23 protein-coding genes are annotated in these 23,499 nt (G+C 72.2%); 15 read left to right on the forward strand and 8 right to left on the reverse strand.

Annotated elements, in window-relative coordinates; translation table 11 throughout:
• Window positions 1–51 precede the first annotated feature (51 nt).
• The 3 genes from DEJ20_RS05860 (at window position 52) to DEJ20_RS05870 (ending at window position 3,539) form a co-directional block, all read left to right on the forward strand.
• Window positions 52–1,308, forward strand: coding sequence for an inorganic phosphate transporter (locus DEJ20_RS05860; RefSeq protein WP_111023186.1), 1,257 nt, complete (start codon window positions 52–54; stop codon window positions 1,306–1,308).
• On the forward strand, window positions 1,308–1,604 hold the full coding sequence (locus DEJ20_RS05865; RefSeq protein ID WP_111235278.1) for a hypothetical protein: 297 nt from the start codon (window positions 1,308–1,310) through the stop codon (window positions 1,602–1,604). Before DEJ20_RS05860 ends, DEJ20_RS05865 begins: the two co-directional genes overlap by 1 nt.
• A 474-nt stretch (window positions 1,605–2,078) precedes the next feature.
• The gene (locus DEJ20_RS05870) at window positions 2,079–3,539 is read left to right on the forward strand and encodes an aspartate ammonia-lyase (protein ID WP_258367025.1); all 1,461 of its coding nucleotides are present in this window, start codon (window positions 2,079–2,081) and stop codon (window positions 3,537–3,539) included.
• A 43-nt stretch (window positions 3,540–3,582) separates the two neighbouring features.
• Here the strand turns inward: DEJ20_RS05870 and DEJ20_RS05875 are convergent, their stop codons facing one another.
• Both DEJ20_RS05875 and DEJ20_RS05880 read right to left on the reverse strand, forming a co-directional pair.
• Entirely contained in the window at window positions 3,583–4,668 is a 1,086-nt protein-coding gene (locus DEJ20_RS05875; RefSeq protein ID WP_051596533.1) for a YihY/virulence factor BrkB family protein, read from the reverse strand.
• Window positions 4,669–4,864: 196 nt separating this feature from the next.
• Window positions 4,865–6,184 (reverse strand): MFS transporter, encoded by a 1,320-nt coding sequence (locus tag DEJ20_RS05880; RefSeq protein WP_111094701.1) that lies wholly within the window; start codon window positions 6,182–6,184, stop codon window positions 4,865–4,867.
• A gap of 69 nt (window positions 6,185–6,253) precedes the next feature.
• Here DEJ20_RS05880 and DEJ20_RS05885 point away from each other — a divergent pair, with 69 nt between their 5' ends.
• The 3 genes from DEJ20_RS05885 (at window position 6,254) to DEJ20_RS05895 (ending at window position 9,783) form a co-directional block, all read left to right on the forward strand.
• Entirely contained in the window at window positions 6,254–6,625 is a 372-nt protein-coding gene (locus DEJ20_RS05885; RefSeq protein WP_173035534.1) for an FKBP-type peptidyl-prolyl cis-trans isomerase, read from the forward strand.
• Window positions 6,625–7,461, forward strand: coding sequence for an aldo/keto reductase (locus tag DEJ20_RS05890; RefSeq protein ID WP_111235277.1), 837 nt, complete (start codon window positions 6,625–6,627; stop codon window positions 7,459–7,461). Before DEJ20_RS05885 ends, DEJ20_RS05890 begins: the two co-directional genes overlap by 1 nt.
• 78 nt (window positions 7,462–7,539) lie before the next feature.
• Entirely contained in the window at window positions 7,540–9,783 is a 2,244-nt protein-coding gene (locus DEJ20_RS05895) for a HelD family protein (protein WP_258377154.1), read from the forward strand.
• A 96-nt stretch (window positions 9,784–9,879) separates the two neighbouring features.
• Here the strand turns inward: DEJ20_RS05895 and DEJ20_RS05900 are convergent, their stop codons facing one another.
• From DEJ20_RS05900 to DEJ20_RS05910, 3 genes are read right to left on the reverse strand one after another with little or no spacing between them, the layout of a single operon-like run.
• The gene (locus DEJ20_RS05900) at window positions 9,880–10,149 is read right to left on the reverse strand and encodes a protealysin inhibitor emfourin (protein ID WP_071405582.1); all 270 of its coding nucleotides are present in this window, start codon (window positions 10,147–10,149) and stop codon (window positions 9,880–9,882) included.
• Between the two features lie 29 nt (window positions 10,150–10,178).
• Window positions 10,179–11,228: a M4 family metallopeptidase gene (locus tag DEJ20_RS05905; RefSeq protein WP_111235275.1), complete on the reverse strand. Its 1,050-nt coding sequence runs from the start codon at window positions 11,226–11,228 to the stop codon at window positions 10,179–10,181.
• 58 nt (window positions 11,229–11,286) lie between these two features.
• A complete protein-coding gene (locus tag DEJ20_RS05910) occupies window positions 11,287–12,363 on the reverse strand; it encodes a glycoside hydrolase family 6 protein (protein WP_146245426.1) in 1,077 nt (358 codons plus the stop codon).
• A gap of 182 nt (window positions 12,364–12,545) precedes the next feature.
• Between DEJ20_RS05910 and DEJ20_RS05915 the strand changes: the two genes are divergently transcribed.
• From DEJ20_RS05915 to DEJ20_RS05950, 8 genes are all read left to right on the forward strand, one after another.
• Entirely contained in the window at window positions 12,546–12,995 is a 450-nt protein-coding gene (locus tag DEJ20_RS05915; protein WP_084741173.1) for a VanZ family protein, read from the forward strand.
• 100 nt (window positions 12,996–13,095) lie between these two features.
• Window positions 13,096–13,365 (forward strand): 30S ribosomal protein S15, encoded by a 270-nt coding sequence (gene rpsO, locus DEJ20_RS05920; protein WP_017885935.1) that lies wholly within the window; start codon window positions 13,096–13,098, stop codon window positions 13,363–13,365.
• Window positions 13,366–13,688: 323 nt separating this feature from the next.
• Window positions 13,689–14,306 carry a CE1759 family FMN reductase gene (locus DEJ20_RS05925; protein ID WP_111235273.1) on the forward strand — a complete coding sequence of 206 codons (618 nt, stop codon included), beginning with the start codon at window positions 13,689–13,691 and terminating at the stop codon, window positions 14,304–14,306.
• Between the two features lie 135 nt (window positions 14,307–14,441).
• A complete protein-coding gene (locus DEJ20_RS05930; protein WP_146245425.1) occupies window positions 14,442–14,792 on the forward strand; it encodes a hypothetical protein in 351 nt (116 codons plus the stop codon).
• Window positions 14,789–15,763, forward strand: a complete 975-nt coding sequence (locus DEJ20_RS05935; protein ID WP_111235271.1) for an FAD:protein FMN transferase — start codon at window positions 14,789–14,791, stop codon at window positions 15,761–15,763. The genes DEJ20_RS05930 and DEJ20_RS05935 overlap by 4 nt, the downstream gene beginning before the upstream one ends.
• The gene (locus tag DEJ20_RS05940; RefSeq protein WP_111235270.1) at window positions 15,763–16,320 is read left to right on the forward strand and encodes a ferric reductase-like transmembrane domain-containing protein; all 558 of its coding nucleotides are present in this window, start codon (window positions 15,763–15,765) and stop codon (window positions 16,318–16,320) included. Before DEJ20_RS05935 ends, DEJ20_RS05940 begins: the two co-directional genes overlap by 1 nt.
• Complete coding sequence (locus DEJ20_RS05945) at window positions 16,317–17,612, forward strand: NADH-ubiquinone oxidoreductase-F iron-sulfur binding region domain-containing protein (protein WP_111235269.1); 1,296 nt, start codon at window positions 16,317–16,319, stop codon at window positions 17,610–17,612. Before DEJ20_RS05940 ends, DEJ20_RS05945 begins: the two co-directional genes overlap by 4 nt.
• Complete coding sequence (locus DEJ20_RS05950; RefSeq protein ID WP_502866593.1) at window positions 17,609–17,971, forward strand: ferredoxin; 363 nt, start codon at window positions 17,609–17,611, stop codon at window positions 17,969–17,971. Before DEJ20_RS05945 ends, DEJ20_RS05950 begins: the two co-directional genes overlap by 4 nt.
• Before the next feature lie 34 nt (window positions 17,972–18,005).
• Here DEJ20_RS05950 and DEJ20_RS05955 read toward each other — a convergent pair whose 3' ends face one another.
• Entirely contained in the window at window positions 18,006–19,223 is a 1,218-nt protein-coding gene (locus DEJ20_RS05955; protein ID WP_111235268.1) for a coiled-coil domain-containing protein, read from the reverse strand.
• Between the two features lie 281 nt (window positions 19,224–19,504).
• Between DEJ20_RS05955 and DEJ20_RS05960 the strand changes: the two genes are divergently transcribed.
• Complete coding sequence (locus DEJ20_RS05960; protein ID WP_110864729.1) at window positions 19,505–21,784, forward strand: polyribonucleotide nucleotidyltransferase; 2,280 nt, start codon at window positions 19,505–19,507, stop codon at window positions 21,782–21,784.
• Window positions 21,785–21,967: 183 nt separating this feature from the next.
• On the opposite strand, the gene DEJ20_RS05965 is transcribed toward DEJ20_RS05960, so the two are convergent.
• Window positions 21,968–22,495, reverse strand: a complete 528-nt coding sequence (locus DEJ20_RS05965) for a YbhB/YbcL family Raf kinase inhibitor-like protein (RefSeq protein ID WP_111235267.1) — start codon at window positions 22,493–22,495, stop codon at window positions 21,968–21,970.
• A 159-nt stretch (window positions 22,496–22,654) separates the two neighbouring features.
• Window positions 22,655–23,302 (reverse strand): TetR/AcrR family transcriptional regulator, encoded by a 648-nt coding sequence (locus DEJ20_RS05970; RefSeq protein ID WP_110891918.1) that lies wholly within the window; start codon window positions 23,300–23,302, stop codon window positions 22,655–22,657.
• Window positions 23,303–23,499: the final 197 nt, after the last annotated feature.

Consider the following 23,499-nt stretch of genomic DNA (forward strand, 5'->3'; position numbering starts at 1 on the left):
GTTGCCGATCAGGTTTGCTCGAAGGGCCGACGCCTGGGACACTTGCCCGCGGTGGACATCACACTCATAGTCGTCCTGGTCATCGCGTTGGCCCTCTTCTTCGACTTCACAAACGGTTTTCACGACACCGCCAACGCGATGGCGACCCCGATCGCGACCGGCGCCATGAAGCCCAAGGTGGCGGTCACCGTCGCTGCGGTGCTCAACCTGGTCGGTGCGTTCCTCAGCACCGCCGTGGCGACGTCGATCTCGCACGGGTTGATCAACGAGGGGCCCGGTGGCGTGGCCATCAGCCCCGAGATGATCTTCGCGGGCCTGATCGGGGCAGTCGTCTGGAACATGATCACGTGGCTCCGCGGGCTGCCGTCGTCGTCGTCGCACGCACTGTTCGGCGGGCTGATCGGTGCCGCGATCGTCGGCGCCGGGTTCCAGTCGGTCAACTACGTCGCGCTGCTGACGGTGGTGATCATCCCGGCGTTCGCCTCGCCCGTGATCGCCGCGCTCGTGTCGTTCCTGTCGACGCGCATCGCGTACCGGATCACGAAGCGTCCGGTGTTCCCGAACGAGCGCGGCGGGTTCCGCATCGGGCAGGTCTTCACCAGCTCGATGGTGTCCCTGGCGCACGGCACCAACGACGCGCAGAAGACGATGGGTGTCATCACGCTGACCCTCATCGCCTCGGGTGCGCAGTCGTCGAACCAGGGCGTGCAGTTCTGGGTCGTCGTCGCCTGTGCCCTCGCAATCGCCCTCGGTACCTACACCGGCGGCTGGCGGATCATCCGCACCCTCGGCTCGGGCATCACTGAGATCCGTGCGACGCAGGGCTTCGCCGCCGAGGCCTCGACCGCCGCGACGATCCTCGCCTCCAGCCACCTCGGCTTCGCGCTGTCGACCACCCAGGTGTCCTCGGGCTCCATCATCGGTGCAGGGCTCGGCCGCCGCGGTTCGAAGATCCAGTGGTCGACCGCCGGCAAGATCGTCATCGCCTGGTTCATCACCCTGCCCGCGGCCGCCGCGGTCGGTGCGGTCGCCTCGGGCATCGCCCGCCTCGGCGTCGTCGGGCTCGTGCTCGACGCCGTGATCGGTGCCGTCGTCATCCTCGGCCTGTACCTGTGGTCGCTCCGCAAGCCGCACGAGCAGGCCTCCGCGATCGAGGTCGACGTCGCCGCGAACGCGGTCCTGACCCGCAAGGAGCTGCGTGACATGCAGCGCAAGAAGCGTGCCGACGCGGTCGCCCAGCGTCGCGCCGAACTGAGCCGCGAGCGCACGCTCCGTCGCATGGCGGCCCGCAAGGGAGGCCGTCGCTGATGGGCATCGACTGGTTCGCGTTCCTCACCGTGGCGCTCGTCGCCGTGGTCTCATCGTGCTTCGTCGTCGCCGTGTACTCGGTCGGCCTCCGTTTCTGGAGCGCCGCCGACACCCGCGAAGGCAAGTTCACCGTGAAGGACGACGGCACGATCGGCCCGGCCACCGCCGGCTTCCCGAACCCCGCCGGAGTCTCGGCGGCCGCACGTGCGCTCCGTGCGGCGGCCATCGCGTGCTTCGTCGTGTGCGGCGCCGTCGTGCTCTACGGCGTCTACCTCATCGTCCCGCAGTTCCACTGACGGGCACGCTCACCGAGTGAGCAGAAGACGCCGGGTCGCCCCTCGCGACCCGGCGTCTTCTGCTCGCTCGTCGTGCGTTCGCCGCGCCCGCGCACGCGGGCGGCGCGCTTGGTGAGCAGAAGATGTCGCGTCGCCGTGTGGGACCCGACCCCTTCTGCTCACGAAGTGCGCGGGCGGGCGCGCGCGGCGCGAGCGGGCGAAATACCCGCGTCCGCGCTCGCGCCTACCCCGCCATTCCGCCCGCTCGCGTCCGGGGTGTGACTGCGGGTCGAACGGGAGGCCCGTGGCGGCCTGGCACCGAACCTCCAGGCCGGTGGCGAGCGGGCGAAATGCCGGCGTGCGTTGCTGAGGCGACCGCGGCATTTCGCCCGCTCGCGCAGGAACGCCGCCGGTCCGCCCAGCCCCGGCGCGTTCCCGGACCGGCCGGACGGACGGGACTAGCCTCAACATGTGACCGGCAACGAGGAGGCACCTGTGACGACGACGACGCGGACCGAGAGCGACTCGCTGGGATCACGGGAGGTCCCGAACGACGCGTACTGGGGCATCAACACGTTGCGGGCACTGGAGAACTTCCCGATCACCTCCGTGCCGATCGCCGTGTACCCGGACCTCATCGAGGCGCTCGTCACCGTGAAGCAGGCGGCGGCGCGGGCGAACCGGGCGATCGGTGTCCTCGACGAGGAGCGCGCCGACGCGATCGACCGTGCAGCGCAGGAAGTCCGCGACGGGGCGCTCCGCGAGCAGTTCGTCGTCGACGTCGTGCAGGGCGGCGCGGGGACGAGCACGAACATGAACACGAACGAGGTGCTCGCGAACCGGGCACTCGAACTCCTCGGCCGGGAGCGGGGCGACTACGCGTACCTGCACCCGATCGACCACGTGAACCGCAGCCAGTCCACGAACGACACGTACCCGACGAGCATCAAGATCGCGATGATCTTCGGGGTCCGTCGTCTGATCGTGCAGCTCGAGGAGCTCTCCGCGGCGTTCGCCGAGCGGGGCCGCGCCTTCGCCGACGTGCTGAAGGTGGGCCGGACGCAGCTGCAGGACGCGGTGCCGATGACCCTCGGGCAGGAGTTCACCGGGTTCTCGCACACGATCCAAGAGGATGCAGACCTGCTCCGCAAGGTGATGCCGCTGCTCGCCGAGATGAACCTCGGCGCCACGGCGATCGGCACCGGGATCACCGCGGACCCGCTCTACCGCGACGAGGTCCGTCGGCAGCTGCAAGAGGCGAGCGGCATCGACGTCGTCACCGCCCCCGACCTCATCGAGGCGACGAGCGACGCCGGAGCGTTCATGACCCTGTCCGGCACCGTGAAGCGCAGCGCCGCGAAGCTCTCGAAGATCTGCAACGACCTGCGGTTGCTGTCGTCCGGTCCGCAGGCGGGTCTCGGCGAGATCACGCTGCCCGCTCGCCAGGCCGGCTCGTCGATCATGCCGGGCAAGGTCAACCCGGTGATCCCCGAGGTCGTGAACCAGATCGCCTACGCGGTCGCGGGGGCGGACACCACCGTGACGATGGCGGCGGAGAGCGGGCAGCTGCAGCTCAACGCCTTCGAGCCGATCATCGCCCACTCGATCCTGCAGTCGCTGCAGTGGATGTCCCGCGGCTGCGCAACGCTGCGCGAGCACTGCGTCGTCGGCATCGAGGCGAACGAGGCGAAGCTCGCTGCCCAGGTCGACACGAACGTCGGCGTCGTCACCGCGCTCACGCCGTACATCGGGTACGCCGCCGCGGCGTCGATCGCGCACACGGCGCTGACAACCTCGACGCCGATCTCGACGCTCGTCGTGGCCGCGGGGCTGATGGAGGAGGACCAGGTCATGCGGGTGCTCAGCCCGGCACGGCTGTCGGGCATCGAGCTGGCGACGGGTGCGATCCCGATCATCACCGAGGAGATGCTGGACGCCGAGGCGCGCAAGCGCTGACGCGGGGCGTCCGCGCCACAAGAACGCGCGCACGCGCAGCCCGTCAGGGCAGCGGCCGCTCGCCCACCCGCACCTGCTGCGCCATCGCCCGCAGGTGCTCTTCGCCCGGGGTCAGCTCGGCGTCCTCTTCCTCGGCCACCCGCGCGGCCTCGGCCCGGACGTGCTGGGCGGCCGCGATGTCCTGGTCCCGCCACCGCGCGAGCGTGAAGTTCCGCGTGACGTCGCGCAGCGGCAGCCGGATCGACTCGTCCGCCTCGATGCCGGCGAGCAGCTGCCGCATCCGGATCACCTCGGAGTCGAGCTCCCCGCCGACCACGAGCACGAAGTTCGAGATGTACAGGTACACGAGCAGCAGGATCGCGCCACCGAGCCACCCGTAGGCGCGGTTCCCGCCGCCGAGGGTCTCCACGTAGAGCGCGAACCCCACGGTGGCGATGGCCCAGGTCACGATCGCGAACGCGGCACCGGCCGACACCCACCGCAGCTGCGGGGTCTTCACGTTCGGCGTCGCGTAGTAGAGCACCGCCACCATCACGACGAGGTCGGCCGCCAGCACCGGCCACTTCACCACATTCCACACGTCGTCGATCCAGGGCGCCCACCCGAGCTGTCGGATGACGGCCTCGGAGATCGTCGGTGTGCCGAGCAGGATGACGATGGCGACGGCGCCGCCGACCATGACGAGCAGCGTGACGAGGAGCATCATGCTGCGGAACTTCCAGATCCGCCGGCCCTCCTCGACCTCGTAGGCGGTGTTCATCGCCCGTCCGAACGCCGTCGCGTAGCCGGACAGCGACCAGAGCGTCAGCACGACGCCGATCGTGAACCCGAGCCACGGGTTGTCCAGGGTCAGGAGCTGCCGGAGCGGCCCCTCGAGGTGCTCGGCGGTCTCCGGCCGGACGATGAACCCGAGGACCTCGACGATGTCGGTCAGGCTGTCGCCCTTGCGGTCGACGATCGACAGCGCCGACACGACCGCCAGCGCGGTCGGGAACACCGTCAGCAGCGCGAAGAACGTCAGCGACGCGGCCGCGTCGACGACGCGGTGCCGGATGACCGAGTGGTAGGTGCGCCGGACGACGGCGCGGACTCCCGTCCGCTGGAGGTCGCGCGATGCGCTGTCCGGCATGTGTCGTACGGTACCCGACACGTGACGGCCTGGAGGCCCGTGGCGGGCCCGCCCCGCGCCTCCAGTCCTGCGGTGGTCGCGTCCCACCCGCAGCCCGCGCAGCCGAGTCTCGGCGCGGCGGACAGTCTCCCGCGCGTTCGGCCGCGGAACTGTCCGCGCAGCCGAGTCTCGGTGCGGCGACCCGACCGCCCCGCCGTCAGTTGGCGTGGGGGTGCAGGGCGTCGTAGCGGCGGAACGACGGGACCATCCGGAGGAGCAGTGCGACGAGTCCGATGATGAGCACCCCGCCGATGACCGGTGGGTACGCGATGCCGGCCGCGACGACCAGGCCGGCGTACAGGTCGCCGAGCCGCGGGCCGCCCGTGACCACGACGATGAAGATGCCCTGCAGCCGACCGCGCATGCCGTCCGGCGACGCCGCCTGCAGGATCGTGTTCCGGAACACCGAGCTGACGTTGTCCGCACCGCCGGCCATGGCCAGGAACAGCGCCGCGAGCCCGAGCGCCGGCAGGATCTCGACGCCGAACGCCTCGCCCGAGCGGCCGCCGAGCACGTGCGCCAGCGCGATGACCACTCCGAACGCCGCGATCGCCCCGCCGTACGCCGTGATGGCCCAGCCGACGGCCTCACCCTGGCGTCGGACGTGCCCGAGCGGCCCGGAGAACACGCTCGACAGCAGCGCCCCGATCGCGTACGCGGCGGTCAGGGTGCCGACGGTGATCGACCCGCCGCCGATGACGAGCGCGCCGATCGCGGGGAACAGCACACGCGGCTGCCCGAAGGTCATCGCGATGATGTCGAGCACGAACGTCATCGTGATGTTGCGCGACCGCCGCAGGAACTTCGCGCCCTCGATGAGCGAGCCGAGCCCCGGTCGCAGTGCGTCGTGGTCGGCGGCCATCCGCGGCAGCGTGAACACCCCGAGGAACGCGAACGTGAACAGCACGACGTCGATCGTGTAGGTCGGCGCGAACCCGACGCTCGCGATGAGCACACCGGCGATCGCCGGGCCCACGGTGACCTGGAACCCCGACGCGATCCCGCCCAGGGCGCTCGCCGCGGGCAGCAGGTCGGTGCCGACGAGCCGCGGGACGATGGCCGAGCGGGAGGCGTTGCTGACGGTGGCGGCCACGGCGTTCACCGTCGCGAGCACGTAGAGCAGCGCGACGCTGTGCAGGTCGAGCCAGGCGTGCGTGGCGATCAGGGCGACGGCGACCCACGCGATGATCGACGACACGAGCGCGACGAGGCGTCGGTCGAAGGCGTCCGCGAGCATGCCGCCGTACAGGCCGGCGACGATCATCGGCACGAGCGCGATGACACCCACCAGGGCCACGGCGAAGGTCGAGCGGGTGATCTCGTAGACCTCGAGCCCGACGGCGACGGTGGTCATCTGGGTGCCGATGCCGGCGATCGCGGTGCCGGCCCAGAGCCGTGCGAAGGCGGGGGAGCGGCGGAGCGGGGTGAGGTCGGCGAGCAGGCGGCGGCGCGGCGGTGCGGGAGTCGATGGTGTCACGGTGGAACCATTCTGCGGGCTGGACGCTCGTTGCGCGTGCCCGGTGCGCGCTCTGGTTGACTGATCGGCATGACTGACCTGAACAGCAAGCCCGAGTTCGACGCCCCCGAGGGCCCCGCCCCCACCGAGCTCGTCATCACCGACATCGTCGAGGGCTCCGGCGAGGAAGCGTCCGCCGGCTCGACCGTCAAGGTCCACTACGCCGGCGTCGAGTACGAGACCGGCGAGGAGTTCGACAGCTCCTGGAACCGCGGCGAGCCCATCGACTTCCCGCTCGCGGCCCTGGTGCGCGGCTGGCAGGAGGGCATCCCCGGCATGAAGGTCGGCGGTCGCCGCAAGCTCGTCGTCCCACCGGAGCTCGCCTACGGCCCCGCCGGTGGTGGCCACTTCCTGTCCGGCAAGACCCTCATCTTCGTGATCGACCTGCTCGGGGTCCGCTGATGCAGGTCGGTGCCCCGACGATCGAGCTGAACGACGGCCACCGGTTCCCGGAGCTCGGCCTCGGCACCTACGGCCTGAACGGCGACGAGGGCGCTGCGGCGGTCGGCACCGCGATCGCGAGCGGCTACCGGCTGCTCGACACGGCGCTGAACTACGGCAACGAGGACGCCGTCGGCAAGGCCGTCCGTGAGTCCGAGGTGGCGCGCGAGGACCTCGTCGTCACGTCGAAGCTCCCCGGCCGGCACCACGGCTACGACGAGGCGCACCGCTCGATCGACGAGACCCTCGGCAACCTGGGGCTCGACCACGTCGACCTGTACCTGATCCACTGGCCGAACCCGTCGGTGGACAAGTTCGTCGACACCTGGAAGGCGTTCGTCGACCTCCGTGACAGCGGCAAGGTCCGCTCGATCGGCGTCTCGAACTTCACGCCCGAGCACCTCCGCCGGATCGTCGACGCCACCGGGGTCGCCCCGGCCGTCAACCAGGTGGAGCTGCACCCGTACTTCCCCCAGGCGGAACTGCGGAAGGTGCACCAGGAGCTCGGCATCGTGACCGAGAGCTGGAGCCCGCTCGCGAAGCGGTCGGAACTGCTCACCGAACAGCCGATCGTCGACGCCGCCGCCGCGCACGGTGTGGCCCCCGGCCAGGTCGTGCTGCGCTGGCACGTCCAGCTCGGTGCGGTGCCGGTGCCGAAGTCGGGCGACGCCGCCCGCCAGAAGGAGAACCTCGACGTCTTCGGCTTCGAGCTGACCGGCGACGAGGTGCAGGCGATCTCCGCGCTCGAGCGCGGTCGTCTGTGGGACGGCGACCCGGACACGCACGAAGAGATGTGACTCCGACGCGACCCTTCGGGGACAGCGGGGCTCCCGGTGGGCAGTACACTGGTTCCCCCTCTTCCCGAAGGGTTGCGTGTGTCCGAACCGACCGAGATCGACCGTGAACGCGGCTACGTCGACGGCCTCTTCCGTCGTCTCGACGAGTTGACCGCCGAGGCCGAACAGCGCCTCGCCGAGACCCGCCGACAGGCGGTCGGCGGGAACCACCAGAGCCGCAGCGAGCGCGACGCGTACGCGCGGCTCTACGAGGACACCGTCGCGACGCTCGAGCGGGTGGGGGACCGTCTGGTCTTCGGCCGGCTCGAGGTCGCCGAGCCCGACAACCCCGACGACACCTTCCGGTACATCGGCCGTGTGGGGCTGCGCGACGCCGAGCACCGGCCGCTGCTGCTCGACTGGCGCGTCCCCGGTGCGAGCGCCTTCTACCAGGCCACGGCCGCGCACCCGATGGGCATGCGGTCCCGCCGGCACCTGTCCCTGCAGGGTCGTCGTGTGGTCGGCGTCGAGGACGAGGTGTTCGACGCCTCGCTGTACGACGACGAGCGCACCCACCTGCAGGGTGAAGGGGCGCTGCTCGCCGCGGTGACCGCCGAACGCACCGGCCGGATGACCGACATCGTCGCGACGATCCAGGGCGAGCAGGACCGCATCATCCGCTCCCCGCTCGAGGGCGTGCTCATCGTGCAGGGCGGCCCCGGCACCGGCAAGACCGCCGTGGCGCTGCACCGAGCCGCGTACCTGCTGTACTCGTACCGCGAGCGGCTGCGGGGCTCCGGCGTGCTCATGGTCGGCCCGTCGCCGGCGTTCCTGACGTACATCGAGCAGGTGCTCCCGTCGCTCGGCGAGACCGGCGTCGTGATGGCGTCGCTCGGCTCGCTCTACCCGGGCGTGCACGCGACGACGCACGACACCCGCGACGTCGCCGCCGTGAAGGGCGCCGCGCAGATGGCGTCACTCCTCCGGCGGGCCGTGCGCTCGCGCCAGGTCGTGCCGACCGAGTCGGTCACGCTCGACATCGAGGGCGAGCGGCTCGTCGTCCCGCCGCAGCTCGTCGCCGACGCCATGAAGCGTGCGCAGGACCGCGGCAAGCCGCACAACGCCGCCCGCGTCACGTTCAACAAGACCGCCCTCGACGCGATGACCCGCCTGCTCGCCGAGCAGCTGCGGGAGCGCGGCACCACGGTGGACGAGGCCGACGAGAAGGTCCTGCGCGAGGACATCCGGAGCTCGTACGACGCCCGCGTGCTGCTCAACACCGCGTGGTTGCCGCTGCCGCCGGAGAAGTTCCTCGAGGACCTCTACGCCCGTCCGAACTGGCTCGCCTCGCTCACCCCCGACTGGACCCCGGAGCGCCGAGCCCTGCTGCAGCGTGCCCGAGGCGCAGCCTGGACCGTCGAGGACGTCCCCCTGCTCGACGAGGCCGCCGAACTGCTCGGCCCGTTCGACCCGACCGGCGGTGCCGCCAAGCGCGCGGCGAAGGCCAGCCGGAACCGTGACATCGAGAACGCCCGACAGGCCATCGAGAACATGGGTGTCGAGGGCATCGTCAGCGCCGAGCAGGTCGCCGGCTCGTTCGCCGAGGGCGGCGACCCCCGCTCCACGGCCGAGCGCGCCGCCGACGACCGCGAGTGGACCTACGGGCACATCGTCGTCGACGAGGCGCAGGAGCTCTCGCCGATGCAGTGGCGCGTGCTCGCCCGTCGCAACCCGCTGCGCTCGTTCACGATCGTCGGCGACATGGCGCAGGGTTCCTCGCCGGGTGCCGCACGCACCTGGGACGACGTCATCGGGGCGCTCGCGCGTCGCCGACGCGGCCGTGCGCCGCAGGTGCCGCTCGACCACCGCATCGAGCAGCTCACGGTCAACTACCGCACCCCGCGCTCCATCGTCGAGGCGGCCGGGGCCTTCGCGGACAGCGCCGGCCTCACCGCCACCCGCAACGAGGCCGTGCGCGACGGCGACCCCGTCGAGCGCGTCCGCGTCGCCCGGGCCGACCTGCTCGACGCCGTCGTGGCGGTCGCCGACGCCGAGCGCGCCCGGATCGGCTCCGGCACCATCGGCGTCATCGTCCCCGAGGCCCAGGCCGACACGATCCGGCAGCGGCTCGCCCGCACCGAGGCGGACGTCCGCGGGCTCGCCTCGCCGAACGCCGGCTCGCTCACGGTGCTGACTGGTGCGGACGCCAAGGGCCTGGAGTTCGACGGCGTGCTGCTCGTCGACCCGGACGGCGTGGGTGCCGACGCCGCCCGTGCCGCCGCCGCGGTGTACGTCGCGATGACGCGTCCGACCCGTCGCCTGACGGTCATCGACGTCGACTGACCGTCGCGCGCGCGTCCCTGCGCACGGTCGGTGGGTGGTGGCGTCACCGCGGTGCGGACGGGAGGCCCGGTGCGGGCCCGCCAGGGGCCTCCCGGCTCAGGTCGGGTCGCCCTCGGACCGTACCCGCGCGACCAGGTCGGCCCACGGGCCGTCGAGGCGGCGACCCGGGATCGTCACGGTGGTGCGCTCGACGGTGATCGTCCAGCTGAAGTCGTCGGGGACGGGCGCCGCGGTCGGCGCCGGGGTGCGCCGCAGCGCGTCGACGACGTCGGACCATGCCGTGGGGTCGCTGCTCGTGTCGGTGTCGACCCGCCAGCGCCGTGTGGTGCCGGCGAAGCCCCCGGAGCGGCGGACCTCGATGCGCATGCCCTCGACGCTACGCCCGGGTGGCGCGATCAGTCGAGCACGCCCACCTGCTGCCAGGCCTGACGCACCGCGGTCTGCTCGGCGGATCCGTCCCCGAACCGTCGCCCGGCCGCGTCGACGGTGACGGTGGCGAAGCCCGCGAAGTCGATCGAGGCGGCCACCTCGGGCGACGTCAGGGCGTCCCACCACACGGCGCCGGCGCCCAGCCACGCGGGGCCGCCGATGGCCGTGGCCGCCAGGAAGAAGGCGTGGTTCGGGATGCCGGAGTTCGTGTGGACCCCGCCGGCGTCGTCGGTGGTGACGACGAAGCCGGCCATGGTCGCCGGCTGCGGGTCCTTCCCGAGCACCGGGTCGTCGTACGCGGTGCCGGGAGCCCGCATCGACCGGAGCGCGTCGCCCTGCACGGCGTCGGTGAACAGCCCCTCGCCGATGAGCCAGCTCGCCTGCTCCGCCGTCTGCCCCGCCGCGTACTGGGCGACCAGGGAGCCGAAGACGTCGCTGATCGACTCGTTGAGGGCGCCCGACTGGCCCTGGTAGGTCAGGTCGGCGGTGTACTGCGTGACGCCGTGCGCGAGCTCGTGGCCGATGACGTCGAGCGCGACGGTGAAGCGGCGGAACACCTCGTCGTCGCCGTCGCCGAACACCATCCGGCTGCCGTCCCAGTAGGCGTTGTCGTAGTCCTGGCCGTAGTGCACGGTCGCGTCGAGGGGGAGTCCGGCGCCGTCGATCGACACCCGGTCGAACACCTCGAGCCAGAAGGCGTGCGTGGCGCCGAGGCCCGCGTACGCCTCGTCGACCGCAGCGTCTCCGGAGTCGGCGTCGCCCTCGCGCCGGACGACGGTGCCCGGCAGCGTCGTGGTGCCGTGCGCGTCGGTGATCGTCCGCTGTGGGGAGCGGTCGACGGCACCGCTGACGCTGCGCGGTGCGACCAGGTGCGCGTGCTTCGGCGCCTGCACGGCGTCGAGGGAGGCCAGCGCGGTGCGTGCCGCCGAGGCCGCCCGGGGGAAGGCGTCGGCACCGGCGACGGCGCGGAGCAGGTAGGGCGGGACGACGGAGCGGATGCGGTCGGTCGCGGTCATGCGCACATGCAACCACCGGGCACCGACACGGCCCTGCGCGGGCCGTCCCGTGGCAGGGTCAGTCGCGTTTGCGGTGCTCGACGAGGGCCAGCGCGTACGACTCCCACCACTGGCCGGCCGCGGGGCCGCCGTTGCAGGTGCCGTCGCTGAGCCCCGGCGTCTTCACCCAGAGCAGGGCGTCGAGCCGCGTGCTGCCGCCTGTGACGTGCGGCTCCTGGCCGAGGCCGGCGCCCTCGGGGTTGCACCAGGTTCCCCGCCACCCCTGTCCGTTGCGGGAGACGTCGATGACGAAGTGCGGGTCGCCCCCGATCGCGTCGGCGAGCTCGTCGGCGTACGCGCGCTCCTGGTCGACGCGGTAGAAGTTCGACACGTTCGTGAAGAAGCCCTGCACCTCGTCGACGCCGGCCTGCCGCAGCCAGTCCGCCATGGTGGCGGTCGGCACGCGGTTCTCGTTGCCGCCGTCCAGGTACACGGTGAGGCCGTGGCCGGTCAGCGCGTCGACGGCCTTCCGCAGCAGGGGCAGGCGTTCGTCGCGCAGCCGCTCGCAGTTCTGGATCTGGGCGATCGAGTCGGGTTCGACGAGCACGACGGCGTGCGAACCGGCCATCGCCCGGACGGCGGACCGGACCCACGGCAGGTAGGCGTCGTCCTCGGTGCCGCCCTTCGAGTAGCTCCCGCAGTCGCGGTCCGGGATGTTGTAGAGGACGAACACGGGGGTGGCGCCACGTTCCTCCGCCGTGCTGACCACCGACCGGATCGTCGAGCGGGTCTCGGCCCGCGAGGTGTTCGTCAGCCAGGTCGCGATCGGCTGGTCGGCGATCACGGCGATCTGCTCGGCGGTCCGGGTGTCACCGTCGGCACGGGCCTGGCGCTCGCGGATGCCGGCCTGGTTCACCGCGGTCGGCTGGCGTGCGAGCCCGCCCGGGAACGCCTCTGCCGCGGACTTCCGCTCGGCGACGGTGCGCCCGCTCGGGGTGCCGTCGCCGTCCGGCTGGCCGCCGTTCCACGGGCCGACGACCACGAGCGTCGCGACGACCGCGGCGACGACGACGGCCGCAGCGGCGATCCACCCCCACTGCCGCAGGCCGCCGGTGCGGTTGCGGCGTGGGGTGCTGTGTGCCTCGTGCTCCGGCATGCTGCGGTGCTCCTGATCTGACCGTGCGGTGTCGGTGGTGCGGGCACCGATCGCGCCCGGACCCATGCTGACAGGTGCGGGGGAGTCCTGACCAGCGCCGATCCGCGATCGCCCAGGTGTCGCACCGACGGCTGACAGGAGCGCTCCAGCGACCGCGCAGGACCGTGCAGCACACTGTGCGGATGTTCCGTCGACTCCTCCTCCTCGCCCTGACCGCGGGCTACGCCTGGGTGATCTGGCGGATGACGCTGACCCCGCAGGTCTTCACCTCGGCCCAGAACTCCCTCGTGCTGCACGCGATCGCCTGGGTGCAGCAGCTGCCGCACGGTGCCTGGTTCACGTACGAGCGCACCGAGTTCCTCGCCAACATCGCGATGTTCGTGCCCGTGGGGATGCTCGCGGCGCTGTGGTTGCCCCGTCGCTGGTGGATCCTCGGCGCGCTCGTCGCGGTCGCCCTGTCGACCGGCATCGAGTTCGCGCAGGCCACCTACCTGCCGTACCGCGTCGCGGACCCGCGCGACGTGCTGTCGAACGGCCTCGGTGGTCTGCTCGGCGCGACGCTGGTCGGACTCGTCCGCAGTCTGCTGCCGGAGCGTCGCCGCCGACGCCGTCTGCACCCCAGGACCGCCTAGGACTCTGGTAGTCTTGTGCGGTTGCCGTCGAACGGCCGCGGACAAAGAGCGCTCGTGCATCAGGCACGGGCACCGCGCAACGGACAGGAAGGGGATCACCATGGCACTTGACGCACAGGTCAAGCAGGAGATCATCGAAGAGTACGCGACCCACCCGGGCGACACCGGATCCCCCGAGGTCCAGGTCGCCGTTCTGACGCGTCGTATCAACGACCTGAACGAGCACCTCAAGGAGCACAAGCACGACCACCACTCGCGTCGTGGCCTGCTCCTCATGGTCGGTCAGCGTCGCCGTCTCCTCGGCTACCTCTCCGACGTCGACATCGCCCGCTACCGTACGCTCATCGAGCGCCTCGGCCTGCGTCGCTAGTCGACCGACACACGCTTGACCGAACGCCCCGGACCTCTTCGTGAGGACCGGGGCGTTCTTCGTTCCCGGGACGTTCGACGCTCGGCGGCGGCCCTGCTCCGTCCGCGCTCCGTCCTCGGTCGGTCGCGACACGTCGCCCGCGCTCGTGCGGCGGTCACAGTTCGTCGGACACCGCGGTCTCACGCGACACATCGTGGCCGCTCCGCAGTCAGCGCGCGGGGAGTCGTGACCGATCGGCACGCTGCTCGACGGCGGGAATGGTTGCGACGGCGACCCGGTTGGATGCTATGTTCATGCAAACGCATCTAAAGTCGGGAAGCATCATGACCACCATCGCCGTCGTCTCCGCCGGACTCTCCGAGCCCAGCTCCACCCGCCTGCTCGCCGACCGTCTGGGGGAGGCCGCCGTCGCGTCGCTCGTTGCCGAGGGCACCCAGGCACACGTCGTGCACGTCGAACTCCGGCCGCTCGCACACGAGATCACCGACGCGATGCTCACCGGCTTCGCGGCCCCGGCGCTCTCGGCAGCGATGGCCGCCGTGGTCGAGGCCGACGCCGTCGTGTTCGTCACGCCGATCTTCACCGCGGGCGTCAGCGGGCTGGCGAAGTCGTTCCTGGACGTGCTCGACAAGGACTCGATGGCCGACATGCCCGTCCTGCTCGGTGCCACCGGCGGGACCTCGCGGCACTCCCTTGCGATCGACCACGCCCTGCGGCCGGTCTTCGCGTACCTGCGCGCGGCGATCGTGCCAACCGGGGTGTTCGCCGCGACCGACGACTGGGGGACCGACGGTGACGCGGCCGCCCTGGACGGTCGCATCCGCCGGGCCGGAGCCGACCTGGCCTGGGCGATCCGGGCCTCCAGGCGGGCGCCGCAGGAAGCCGACGCGCTCCCCGCGACCCCGGACTTCGCGAGCCTGCTCGGCGGCCTCGGCCACTGACCCGCGGTCCCGCCGCCGTCATCGGGGGCGCGTGCTCTTAGGCGGACCACAGGGTTCGTACGGTCGGTGCGCGGCGGGTGTGCGGCTCGCTCATCGGTGCCCTCGGGAACCTCGTCATGACGACGAGGAGGACCGATGGACACCAGAGGCAGCGGCAGGCGATCCGCACGGATCACGAGTGCGCTCGTCAGCGTGGGTGGGCTCGTGGTGGCGATGGTCACCGGAGCGGGGCTCTGGCTCGGGCACGAGCAGGCGAGCACGAGCAGTGACACGAGCACGAGCAGCTCCAGCAGCAGCGACTCCAGCAGCAGTGCCGACACGAGCACCGACTCGTCGACCCAGCCGACCGACGCCACGACCGACTCGGCGAGCGGCTCCGGCACGACCGACTCGGACACGACCGACTCGGACACGACCGACTCGGACACCGGCGTCTCGCAGGGCACCACCGGCGGGACCTCCGACACCACGACGACGGGGTCGTGACCGTGCGCGCCGCCACCGAGTGGGACCTCTGGACCACGACCGCCCGGGTCGTCCTCGACCACCGGGATCGTCGGCACCTCGCGGCCGCGGAGTCCTGCGTCCGGCAGGTCACCTCCGCCGTCGACGCCGCGTGCAGCCGCTTCCGCGACGACTCCGAACTCACCGCACGCGCCGACGACCTGGTGCGTGGCACCGAGGTGTCGCCGCTCCTCGCCGCACTGGTGCATCAGGCCCTCGACGCAGCCCGGCTCTCCGACGGCGACGTCGACCCCACCCTCGGGCGCCGGATGGTGTCCCTCGGGTACGACGCCGCCTTCGCCGACGCCCGGCCGGTCCCGTCGCCCGAGGCCCTGTCGCGTGCACTCGACGACCGTCCGGCGTGGCAGCGCATCCTGCTGTCGGGCACGTTCCTGCGCATCCCCGAGGGCGTCACCCTCGACCTCGGTGCCACGGCGAAGGCCGCTGCCGCCGACATGGCCGCGGCGAGCATCACCGCACGGCTCGGCATCGGCGCGCTGGTGTCCCTCGGCGGTGACGTCGCGACCGCCGGCCCGGATCCGTCCGGCGGTTGGCAGGTGCGGGTGCAGGACCTCGAGGGCGACCCGGTCGACCACGTCCGGATCGCCTCGGGGTGGTCCGTGGCGACCTCGAGCACGCAGAAGCGCCGCTGGGAGCAGGACGGCACCGCCCGGCACCACATCCTCGACCCTCGGTGGGGCCTGCCCGCCGAGCCGGTCTGGCGCACGGTGACCGTCGTCGCCCCGTCGTGCACCACCGCCAACACGATGACGACGGCCGCCGTGGTGCGCGGTCGCACCGCCGCCGAGTGGCTCCGGCAGAGCGGACGCGCCGCCCGGCTCGTCGCCGCCGACGGCACGGTCGTGCGGCTCGGCGGCTGGCCCGACGACCAGGGCGCGGACGTCCAGCGCACCGACGAGCAGCCCGACGACGACCGATCGGCGGTCGCCTGATGGACACCGCGCTCTGGGTGATCGGCCGGGGGACCGGGGTCACCGCCGTCCTGCTCCTCACCCTCACGGTGCTCCTCGGCATCGTCACCAGGGGCGGACGACCGCTGCCCGGACTGCCCCGGTTCGCCGTGCAGCTCGTGCACCGGGACGTCGCCCTCGCCGCCACGGTGTTCGTCGCGGTGCACGTGGGTTCGCTGCTGCTCGACACCGAGGCCGAGCTGCGCCTCCTCGACACGGTCGTGCCGTTCGTCGGCGCCTACCGGTGGTTCTGGCTGGGGCTCGGCACCCTGGCCGTCGACCTGCTCGTCGTGCTCGTCGTCACCGCACTGCTCCGCCGTGCGATCGGCCCGCGGGTCTTCCGCGCCGTGCACTGGGCGGCCTACGCCATGTGGCCGATCGCCCTGGCCCACGCGGTCGGCACGGGGACCGACGGCACCTCCGTGTGGTTCCTCGTGCTCGCCGGCGTCTGCACCGCGGCGGTCGTCGCCGCCGTCGTCTGGCGCTGCACCGCCCGTGTCACCGAGTTCCGTTCCGCGAAGCTGGAGGTCGTCCGATGACCCTGACCCACCCCCGCACCGTCGTCCCGCCCGCCGGCACCCGACGGCTCCTGGCCGCACCCGGTCCGACGCGCACCGACCACCAGGACACCCTCGGCCCGCTCCCGCAGCTCGGCCCGTGGGTGGTCGACGAACTCGGCCGCGCCGGCGTCGACGGCCGCGGCGGAGCCGGGTTCCCGCTCGCCCGGAAGCTCGCCGCCGTGACCGCCCGCGGTCGCCGTCGGGGACGGGGTGCGCCCCTCGTGGTCGCGAACGCCGCCGAGGGCGAACCCGCCAGCCGCAAGGACGCCGTCCTGCTCGAGCGCGCACCGCACCTGGTGCTCGACGGCCTCGTCGTCGCGGCCGCCGCGATCGGTGCCTCCGAGGCAGTGCTCGCCACGAGCGACCGACTCGCCGGTCCTGTCCGCCGGGCACTCGCGGAACGCGCCGACCGCGGGGGCGACCCTGTGCCGATCAGCCTGCGGGTCCTGCCCCACGCCTCCTTCGTGTCCGGGGAGGCCAGCGCCCTCGCCTCGGCCGTCGCCGGTGGCCGGGGTGTGCCCGAGGACCGCGTGGTGCGGCTCGCCGAACGCGGGCCGAGTGGGCGGCCGACCCTGGTGTCGAACGTCGAGACCCTCGCCCAGGCAGCACTCGTCGTGCGCTTCGGGGCGTCGTGGGCGCGGGGGGTCGGCAGCCCGAGTGCCCCCGGCACCCGGCTGGTCACGGTGAGCGACGTGACGGACCCGACCACCGCGGTGGTGCTGGAGACCGCCGGGGGTGCGCCGCTCGGGGAACTGCTGCGGGCCTCCCGGCTGCCGGTGACCGATCCGGCGCACACACGCGCCGTGCTGGTCGGCGGATGGGGCGGGACGTGGCTGCCGGCCGCGGCCCTCGACGCGTCGTTCGACCCCGAGGGGCTGGCTCGGTGGGGCGCAGCGCCCGGGGCCGGCGTGCTCGCCGTGCTCGATGACCGAACCTGCCCGATCGCGGTGACGGCACGGCTGGCGACGGCGCTCGCCGGAGCCTCGGCCGGACGGTGCGGACCGTGCGTGAACGGGCTGCCGCGGATCGCCGGCGTCGTCGGGGACCTGGCGTCGGGGCGAGCCGGCGTCGGGAGCGTCGCTTCGGGGCGAGCCGCCGGTGACCTGGCGGGCGAGATGCGTCGGGTCGCCGCGCTGGTGGACGGTCGCGGGGCGTGTCACCACCCGGACGGGGTGGCGCGGATGGTGCGGAGCGCGCTCGACGTGTTCCACGACGACGTGCAGGCGCACCTCGGTGGCGGGTGCCTGCTGCGACCCGGCGGTGCGCGGTGAGCGGGGGCGCGGGCGCTGGCGCGGGCGCGGGCGATGTTGCGCTGCACGTCGACTGGACGCGCTGCCGGGGCCGGGGGTTGTGCACCGAACTGTTCGCCGACCGGCTCGAGCGCGACGAGTGGGGCTACCCGATCGCCCGGGCCGGCGACCCCGGCGACCCCGGTGCCCGGGCCGACAACCCGGGCGACCCCGGTGCCCGGGCCGGCAACCCGGGCGACCCCGGTTCCCGCGCCGGTGAGCCCGGCGACGCCGGCGACCCCGGCACCCGCGACGTCCCGGTCCGTCCGCACGAGCGGGCCGCTGCGGCCGACGCCGTCGCGATGTGCCCCCTGCAGGCGCTCCGACTGGTGGAGCGGTGAGCAGCCGGCGACCGGCGCCCGGCCGGCCCAGCGCTCAGTACCAGTGCGGGTTGACGCTCATCTCGTGGCCCCACGCCCCGCAGGGTGAGCCGTAGGCGCTCTTGATGTACGCGAGCCCCCAGTCGATCTGCGTGTTCGCGTTGGTGCGCCAGTCGGCTCCGGCGACCGCCATCTTCTCGGCCGGCAGCGACTGCGGGATGCCGTAGGCACCGCTCGAGGCGTTCAGGGCGTTCGCCCGCCACCCGGACTCCTGCGTCCAGAGCGACACCAGGCACGAGAACTGGTCGGATCCCCACCCGTACGACCCGAGCGCGCTCCGTGCGTAGGCCTGTGCGGCTGCGGGGTCCACGGCGACGCCCCCGGTGCTCGGGTAGGACGAGCCGGTGCCGCCGCTGGTCGCACCGCCGCTGGGCGCGCTGCTGCCGGCGTTCGCCGCGGCTGCGTTCGCCGCCGCCTCGGCCGCCGCTGCTGCGGCCCGCTTGCGCTGCTGCTCCGCCTTCTGCGCGGCGACCCGCTGGCCGAGCTCGTACCCGGCCTCCTGCTTCGCGGTGCTGTCCTTGAGCGACGCGAGCTGCGCGTACAGCTCGTCGCTGTGCTGCTCCGTCGACTCGACGGCGGCGTCCGCCGCCTGTTCCGCCGCCTTCGCCGCGGCCGAGCGTTCCTCGGCCGCCTGCGCGCGTGTCGCCCGCTCCGTCTCGGCCCGCTCGGCCTGCTCGTGCAGCGACGATGCCGTGCCGGCCGCGACGGACGCCTCGTCCATGACGCCGGACCAGGTCTCCGACAGCTGGTCGAGCGCGCCGAGCTGGTAGAGCAGCTGGTCCGGGTCCTTCGCGGTCGCGATGCGGGTGGTCATCTGGTTCGTGCTGCCGTCGCGGTACAGGTTCGCGGCCAGTTGGCCGGCCCGCTGCTGGGCCCGGTCCGCCGTCTCGCTCGCGTGCTGCGCCTGGGCCTGGAGGCTCGTGGCGGCCTGGGTGGCCGACGCCAACTCCGCCTCGGCCGCGTCCGCCTTCGACGAGGCCACCAGGGCGGCCTGCGACTTCGCGGCTGCTTCGTCCTGCGCCGACTGCAGCGCAGCCTGCACCTTCTGCACCTCGGCGCGCTTCGCGGTCTCGTTGCCCTTGGCACGCTGGACGTCCTGCCACGTGGGGTACTCGGTGGCGTTCGCGGGGACGGCGGTCAGGGCCGGGGCGACGAGCGCGCCGACGACCACGGCGGCCGCGACGAGCACGCCCCGCGAGGGGGTGAGGCGCATGTCGGCAGGCTACCGATGTTCACCAGGAGTCCTGCGAGCCGCGCCGCTGACAGCCCGTGGACTGGTAAAGTCCATCGTGTCCGAGGACTCATTCCCCGGACGTCACACACAACACTGCGCAGGCCGGGCACGGAGCTGGTCATCGGTGGTGGCTCGCGGGCCGGAACGGTTTCCCGAGTGCTTCTACTGCTGGCCAGACATGCGTCCGGAACGATCGGCGCGCACGCACCATCGAGTGCCGTCGCCATGGCCTGCCGAACACACATCAAGGAGGCGCCCTTTTGGAGGGTCCCGAGATCAAGTTCGCCGAAGCCGTCATCGACAACGGCAAGTACGGCAAGCGCACCGTCCGGTTCGAGACCGGTCGGCTCGCACAGCAGGCCCAGGGCGCGGTCGCCGCGTACCTGGACGAGGAAACGATGCTCCTCTCGGCCACCAGCGCCGGCAAGCACCCGCGTGAGGGCTTCGACTTCTTCCCGCTGACCGTCGACGTCGAGGAGCGTTCCTACGCCGCCGGCAAGATCCCCGGTTCGTTCTTCCGTCGTGAAGGCCGTCCGTCGACCGAGGCCATCCTCGTCTGCCGTCTGATCGACCGGCCGCTGCGTCCGTCGTTCGTCGACGGCCTTCGCAACGAGGTGCAGATCGTCATCACCGTCCTGAGCATCGCTCCGGACGAGTTCTACGACGCGCTGGCGATCAACGCCGCGTCCGCGTCGACGCAGATCTCCGGTCTGCCGTTCTCCGGCCCGATCGCCGGTGTGCGCCTCGCGCTGATCGGTGACCAGTGGGTCGCGTTCCCGAAGGCCTCGCAGCTCGCCGACGCCGTGTTCGACCTGACCGTCGCCGGCCGTGTCGTCACGGACGAAGCCGGCAACGAGGACGTCGCGATCATGATGGTCGAGGCGGAAGCCACCGAACACGCCTGGGACCTCATCCAGGGCGGGGCCACCAAGCCCGACGAGGCCATCGTCGCCCAGGGCCTCGAGGCGGCGAAGCCGTTCCTCAAGTCCCTCGTCGACGCGCAGGCCAAGCTCGCCGCGCAGTCGGCCAAGGAGATCCAGGACTTCCCGGTCTTCCCGCCGTACGCGCCCGAGGTCTACTCGGCTGTCGAGGCCCTCGCGCTCTCCGAGCTCGGTGACGTCTACAAGATCGCCGCCAAGACCGAGCGTCAGGACGCCGACGACGCGCTCAAGTCGCGCGTCAAGGCCGCCATCGCGGAGCAGGTCACCGCGGGCTCGCTGCCCGAGGTCGCCAACTCGCAGGTCGGCGCCGCGTACAAGTCGGTCACGAAGAAGGTCGTCCGCGGCCGCATCCTGACCGAGCAGATCCGCATGGACGGCCGCGGCCTCGCCGACATCCGTCCGCTCGACGCCGAGGTCGCCGTGATCCCGCGCGTCCACGGTTCGGCGATCTTCCAGCGCGGCGAGACGCAGATCCTCGGCGTCACCACGCTGAACATGCTCAAGATGGAGCAGCAGATCGACTCGCTGTCGCCGGTCACGAAGAAGCGCTACCTGCACCACTACAACTTCCCGCCCTACTCGACCGGTGAGACCGGCCGCGTGGGTTCGCCGAAGCGTCGCGAGATCGGGCACGGCTTCCTCGCCGAGCGCGCCCTCGTGCCGGTGCTGCCGTCGCGTGACGAGTTCCCCTACGCCATCCGTCAGGTCTCCGAGGCGCTCAGCTCCAACGGCTCGACCTCGATGGGTTCCGTCTGCGCCTCGACCCTCTCGCTGCTCAACGCCGGTGTGCCCCTCAAGGCCCCGGTCGCCGGCATCGCGATGGGCCTGGTTTCCGACACCGTCGACGGCCAGACCCGCTACGCGGCCCTGACCGACATCCTCGGTGCGGAAGACGCCCTCGGCGACATGGACTTCAAGGTCGCCGGTACCTCGGAGTTCGTGACCGCGATCCAGCTCGACACCAAGCTCGACGGCATCCCGTCGACGGTGCTCGACGCGGCGCTCAAGCAGGCCAAGGAGGCCCGCTCGGCCATCCTCGGTGTGCTGAACGAGGCCATCGACGCCCCCGACGAGATGGCGGACACCGCTCCTCGCGTCATCTCGGTGCAGATCCCCGTCGACAAGATCGGCGAGCTGATCGGCCCGAAGGGCAAGACGATCAACGGCATCCAGGACACCACGGGCGCCGACATCTCGATCGAGGACAACGGCACCGTCTACATCGGCGCCGTCGACGGTCCGTCGGCCGAGGCCGCTCGTGCCCAGGTCAACGCGATCGCGAACCCGACCAACCCGGAGATCGGGGACCAGTTCCTCGGCACCGTCGTGAAGATCGCCACCTTCGGCGCCTTCGTGTCGCTGCTCCCGGGCCGTGACGGTCTGCTCCACGTCTCCGAGGTCCGCAAGCTCGCCGGTGGCAAGCGTGTGGAGAACGTCGAGGACGTGCTCGGCGTCGGCCAGAAGGTCCTGGTCGAGGTCACCAAGGTGGACGACCGCGGCAAGCTGTCGCTCGCGCCGGTCGTGGCCGACGAGACCGAGGGTGACTCCACCTCGGCCGAGACGGTCCGCGCCCACGCCGAGGACCCGGCCGAGGGCTGATCCTCGCCGCGTCCTGACGCACGAACGGCCGCCGTCCCTTCCGGGGCGGCGGCCGTTCGCCGTTGCGGGGCAGGTGCCACGCGTTGGCCACGCGTGCTTTCGCGGTCAGCGACACCTCACGGGCACGGCGCCGCGTGAACTGTCGCTGTGCGCGAAGGATCGCCGCGCGGTGCCGCGTGCCGGTCAGGCCGTGGGGGTCTCCTGCGTGCCCATGAGCTGCGCGCGCCCGAGCAGGTGCCCACGGAGCATGAAGCCCACGACCGCGGGGGTCGCGTCGGCGGGGACCTCGAGCACGGGGACGTCGAGGGCGCTCAGCGTGAAGAAGTACCGGTGGACACCGTGGCCCGCGGGCGGAGCGGCCCCGAGGAACGTGTCCGAGCCGAACTCGTTGCGGCGGCGGAGCGCCTCGGCGGGCAGCAGTGCGTCGTCGGTGCCGGCACCTGCGGGGAGCGAGGTCGCCGAGCCCGGGATGTCCGTGAGGCTCCAGTGCCAGAAGCCGGAGCCGGTCGGGGCATCGGGGTCGTAGACGGTCAGGACGAAGCTCTTCGTGGCCTCGGGTGCGTCCGACCACTCGAGTGCGGGGGAGCGGTCCTCACCGCCGACGTCGGAGCCGCGTGCCGAGGTGGGCAGCTCGCCTCCGTCGGTGAAGTCGGGGCTCGTCAGGGTGAAGGACGGGACGTCGGGCAGGTTCCAGTTGGGGTCGTTGGCCATGCCCCAAGCCAACACCCGCCGGCTCGGGCTGCGCTCGGTGCGCGCGCGGGGCTGTGGGAGTTCGCACGTGACGGCCTGGAGGCGCGGTGCGGGCCCGCCACGGGCCTCCCGGCCGACCGCGGTCGCCTCGACCGCCCTGCGGAAGCGACGGATCTGGCGTCAGCCCGCGAGCACCCGGTCGACCACGCGGTTGAGCGCAGCGGTGGCGGCGATCGCGTCACCGGCGTACGCCCCGGCCATCGCACCGTCGCGCGCGAGCATGAGCTCGTCGGCACCGTCGCCGGGCAGGGGGTGTCCGGCCTCCTGCAGCAGGGTCGCGAGTCGCTCGGTGTACCAGTCACGGTGCACGGCGACGACCTGGCGGACCGGGTCGCGCGGGTCGTGGTACTCGGCGGCGGCGTGCAGGAACGCACAGCCGCGGAAGGCCGGGTCGTTGACGTCGTCGGCCAGCGCGGCGACCCACGCACGGACGGCCCGCTCGGGGGAGCCGGCGTCGGCGATGAGCTGCTCCATCCGCTCCTGCACGCGCTCGTGCTGGGTGCGGATGTAGGCGAGGATCAGGTTGTCCTTCGACCCGTAGTGCTTGTAGAACGTCGCCTTCGTGACGCTCGCCTCGGAGATGAGACGGTCGACGCCGACGCTGTGGATGCCCTCTTCGTAGAAGAGCCGCGTGGCGGTCTCGAGGACACGGACCTTCGCGCCGCCGGAACGGGGAGTCGGGGGGACGCTCGACCCGTCCGGCGACGCGAGGTTCGTGCTCGGGCCGGGGAGACGCTGGACGGCCGGTTGGGGGGAATCGACCGTCACAGCGTGTACTCCTCGGACTCATCGGCTCCGCGACCGGAGTGGGGGGACTCGGTGGTCGCGCAGGACTGATGTCCCGAGCCGCCGGATCGGAACTTAGGGGGGCTTTCGATCCGGCGTGGCCAACAGTAGCACAAGGAGGACAGACAGACGAGTCGGTCTGTCCACACTTTCTGTACCCCACTTCGAGTGGCACGCGA

The sequence above is a fragment of the Curtobacterium sp. MCSS17_005 genome (assembly GCF_003234225.2).
In the GTDB taxonomy this organism is placed as follows: domain Bacteria; phylum Actinomycetota; class Actinomycetes; order Actinomycetales; family Microbacteriaceae; genus Curtobacterium; species Curtobacterium flaccumfaciens.